The sequence below is a fragment of the Lacticaseibacillus manihotivorans DSM 13343 = JCM 12514 genome (assembly GCF_001435035.1).
In the GTDB taxonomy this organism is placed as follows: domain Bacteria; phylum Bacillota; class Bacilli; order Lactobacillales; family Lactobacillaceae; genus Lacticaseibacillus; species Lacticaseibacillus manihotivorans.
This window is the reverse complement of record NZ_AZEU01000143.1, coordinates 1-2,924: the sequence shown is the minus strand read 5'-3', so window position 1 is coordinate 2,924 and position 2,924 is coordinate 1. Positions and strand designations below refer to the sequence as shown.

Annotated in this window: 4 protein-coding genes; 2 read left to right on the top strand and 2 right to left on the bottom strand. The window is 43.6% G+C overall.

Annotated features, from left to right (window positions below):
• Positions 1-70: 70 nt before the first annotated feature.
• Positions 71-358 (top strand): type II toxin-antitoxin system RelE/ParE family toxin, encoded by a 288-nt coding sequence (locus FD01_RS08285; protein ID WP_225436219.1) that lies wholly within the window; start codon positions 71-73, stop codon positions 356-358.
• On the top strand, positions 358-642 hold the full coding sequence (locus FD01_RS08280; protein WP_054719912.1) for a helix-turn-helix domain-containing protein: 285 nt from the start codon (positions 358-360) through the stop codon (positions 640-642). The genes FD01_RS08285 and FD01_RS08280 overlap by 1 nt, the downstream gene beginning before the upstream one ends.
• A 231-nt stretch (positions 643-873) precedes the next feature.
• Here FD01_RS08280 and FD01_RS08275 read toward each other — a convergent pair whose 3' ends face one another.
• Both FD01_RS08275 and FD01_RS08270 read right to left on the bottom strand, forming a co-directional pair.
• Positions 874-1,203: a bacteriocin immunity protein gene (locus FD01_RS08275; RefSeq protein WP_041534806.1), complete on the bottom strand. Its 330-nt coding sequence runs from the start codon at positions 1,201-1,203 to the stop codon at positions 874-876.
• Positions 1,204-1,397: 194 nt separating this feature from the next.
• Entirely contained in the window at positions 1,398-2,732 is a 1,335-nt protein-coding gene (locus tag FD01_RS08270) for a dihydrolipoyl dehydrogenase family protein (protein ID WP_056963668.1), read from the bottom strand.
• Positions 2,733-2,924: the final 192 nt, after the last annotated feature.

Sequence of the window (2,924 nt, the reverse complement as noted above, 5' to 3'; positions counted from 1 at the left end):
TTTTGTCTGAGTGCTAACGATAGTGGCTAACTTGATTGTAAAACGCGGGTTTAAATAATTTTTAGATTAATTGCCTAATAAAGACGCTGCCAAATTAATTGCGACCATTCAAAACATTGAAAATAACGGTCTCATTATTGCAGAACGTCAATTATGGGTTAAAAAACTAGAAGATAATCTCTATGAGATTCGTTCTAAGCGAGCTTCAAATATTCAGCGAGCTATCTATTTCCAAGTACAAGGATCTCAGTATTTAATCACTAATGCGTTCACTAAAAAAACGCAAAAAACACCAGAAAGTGAAAAGAAGATTGCTCGGAATCGACGCAGCCAGTATTTTAACAAGGAGGACCAATAATGAGTAAAATTGATGAATACGTTGCTGAAAGAAGTAAAAATAATCCTGATTTTGCAAAGCTTGTGGAACAAGAAAATATCAACTTAGAGGTAGCCGTTAAAGTTCGTAATCTTCGTGAAAACATGGGTATGAGCCAACGAGCGTTTGCTAGTCTAATTGGTAAACCACAATCAACCATTGCTAGAATTGAAAATGGATCAATGAATGCCTCGACTAAAGTATTGTCTGAGATCGCTCAGGCAACTAATCAACGATTAACAATTCAATTTAGCCCCGCCGTTTAAGGACTATTAATAGTGATAAATTAATAATAACCCCCAATATCTACACTATAGATATTGGGGACTATTCTTTCAATGTTTTTGAGGGGTTATTTTTATGATTAAAACGTGCTAAAAAGATGGGCTGTTTATTCGTCAGCCGATGCGCGTCCTATTTCGACCTTGATAATGGTACGGTTTAATCATGCTTCATACTAAACGATAACTAGCGCAATGCGTGTAAGTACCTTGATTTCAGTTCAAGGGACCAAATGTTAGGTGCGTCGCAATCAGACCATACCCAAGTGCCATATGACGCTGTTCTTTGCGCGTGAGGCGCTGTAATTGGGTGTGAACGTATTGGTAGAGGTCACGATGCTGGCGTGGTAGAGTCATTGGGACCATATAGTTACGATAATAGGCTTGATATAGCTGGATGGTTACTTGCTGTGGCGAAACGTTGTTATTTAGGTCGATTGCAGCTGCCAGTAGTGCTTGGCGGTAGGAATCGGATGGTTGATGGGTAATCGGCTGATTATGAGCAGCATCTACTAAGGTAAATAATTTTTGAGCATCCACATCCATTGTTAGGACCAACCTTTCAATCGTTGAGATAGGCGCAATTATAGCATGGTCAGTATGCTTGATGTGCAGGCCCGAGTTGGTTTCTAAAGTAATGGAACGAACATAACCAGAGCCGCCAATGAGCGGGCGTCATTGGCGGCTCTGGTTATTAATAAGGGATTAATCAAGCGGCGGTCGCAGCAGTGTTTTCTGTTTTAAGCCCGGTGCCAAGCTGCGTAGCCGATGGTTGGGAAAATACCAATCAAACGGTCGATTTGTTCGCGGTCTAATTGATATTCGATAGCTGGCAGTAGTGCGTTGACGGCATCTTCAGCTTGATCACTGATTTCAGTCACGCCAACGAGATGGCCGTCTTGGTCATGGACCTGTTTACTAGCGGCAATCGGTTCCTTGGAGACTTGATAATACCAGTAATCTGCTAAATCGTTATCACTAACGGTTAAGCCGGCCTTTTCAGCGGCCGGTATTTTCATGCCGGCTTGCGCAATTCGTGGTGAAGTAAAGACGACCGATGGAATTACCGGATAGTCAATGGGAGCACTGGTTTGACCAGAGAACAAACGCATCAAGTATTTGGACTCAAAGTAGGCTGCAGGTGTGACCTTTGGCAAGTCATTGGCAAGGACATCACCGGCTGCATAGATGTTAGGAACGTTGGTTTGTAAGTGGTCGTTGACATAAACGCCGTGGCGGTCATATTTGACGCCAATCCGGTCTAAGCCTAAGCCATCTAAGTTTGGAATTCGACCAGTCGCATCTAGGATCCAGTCGGTCGTTAATTGCTGGTGGTCGCCATAACTAACTTGGAACTGGTCATCCTGTTTGGTAAATGCTTGCACGTTGGCATTTTTGATGAAGGTTACCCCACGTTCGGTTAAGTCGTCAACCACTTGTGCAACGAATGGTTGGTAAAAATCACGGAGGGCCTGGTCGCCATGTAACATGACTGTCACTTGGGCACCGGCTGCGTTAGCGATGGTGGCAAATTCCATACCAATATAGCCTGCGCCAATGATGACGATACTTTGTGGTAACCGTTTAAGGTTCATAAAATCACTACTATTGTGGGCGAGCTTGGTCCCCGGAATATCTAAACGATGGGGCTTTAAACCAGTCGCAATAACGATTTTTTCAGCGGTAATGGTTTGCTGATCATCAACGACAACGGTGTGAGCGTCCTTGAACGTGGCATGACCATGAATGATCGTTGCGCCACCATCTTCCAAACGAGCTGTCAGGCCTGCCGGTAAGGGATCAATAATCTCTTGTTTATGGGCCACGTTGGCCGTCCAATTAATGGTTGGTGCACTGCTCAAAATATCATTGAGGCGTGCTGCTTCCCGCGTTAATTTGACAGGTTCATCAAGAGTGATTTTGGCGTTACAACCACGATTAGGGCAGGTGCCCCCAATCAGACCACTCTCAATCACACCGACGCGAACACCAGTCTTGGCGAGTGGTGCGGCGCCATCAAACGTGGCGTGACCCGCACCAATGTATAACACATCGTAATCGTATTTGTTTGTCATGATTTATCAGCCTCCATTAAAATTTTGGTAACTTAAGCTTAACGAGTTTTAAGAAACCTGACAACTGATATGAATTGCTCGCGCCCGCTGTAATGATTATACTAAAAGTAAATTATGTCAATAGGGAGAGGTTAATAGTATGTGTCAAGTCTTTCTCGGTTCCACTAATTGAACTATTCTTTTTTGCTCGAC

Bases quoted from the DNA above. Each gene is read 5' to 3' on its own strand.
- FD01_RS08280 (WP_054719912.1), top strand. From the start codon at position 358: ATGAGTAAAATTGATGAATACGTTGCTGAAAGAAGTAAAAATAATCCT.
- FD01_RS08275 (WP_041534806.1), bottom strand. From the start codon at position 1,203: ATGGATGTGGATGCTCAAAAATTATTTACCTTAGTAGATGCTGCTCAT.
- FD01_RS08270 (WP_056963668.1), bottom strand. From the start codon at position 2,732: ATGACAAACAAATACGATTACGATGTGTTATACATTGGTGCGGGTCAC.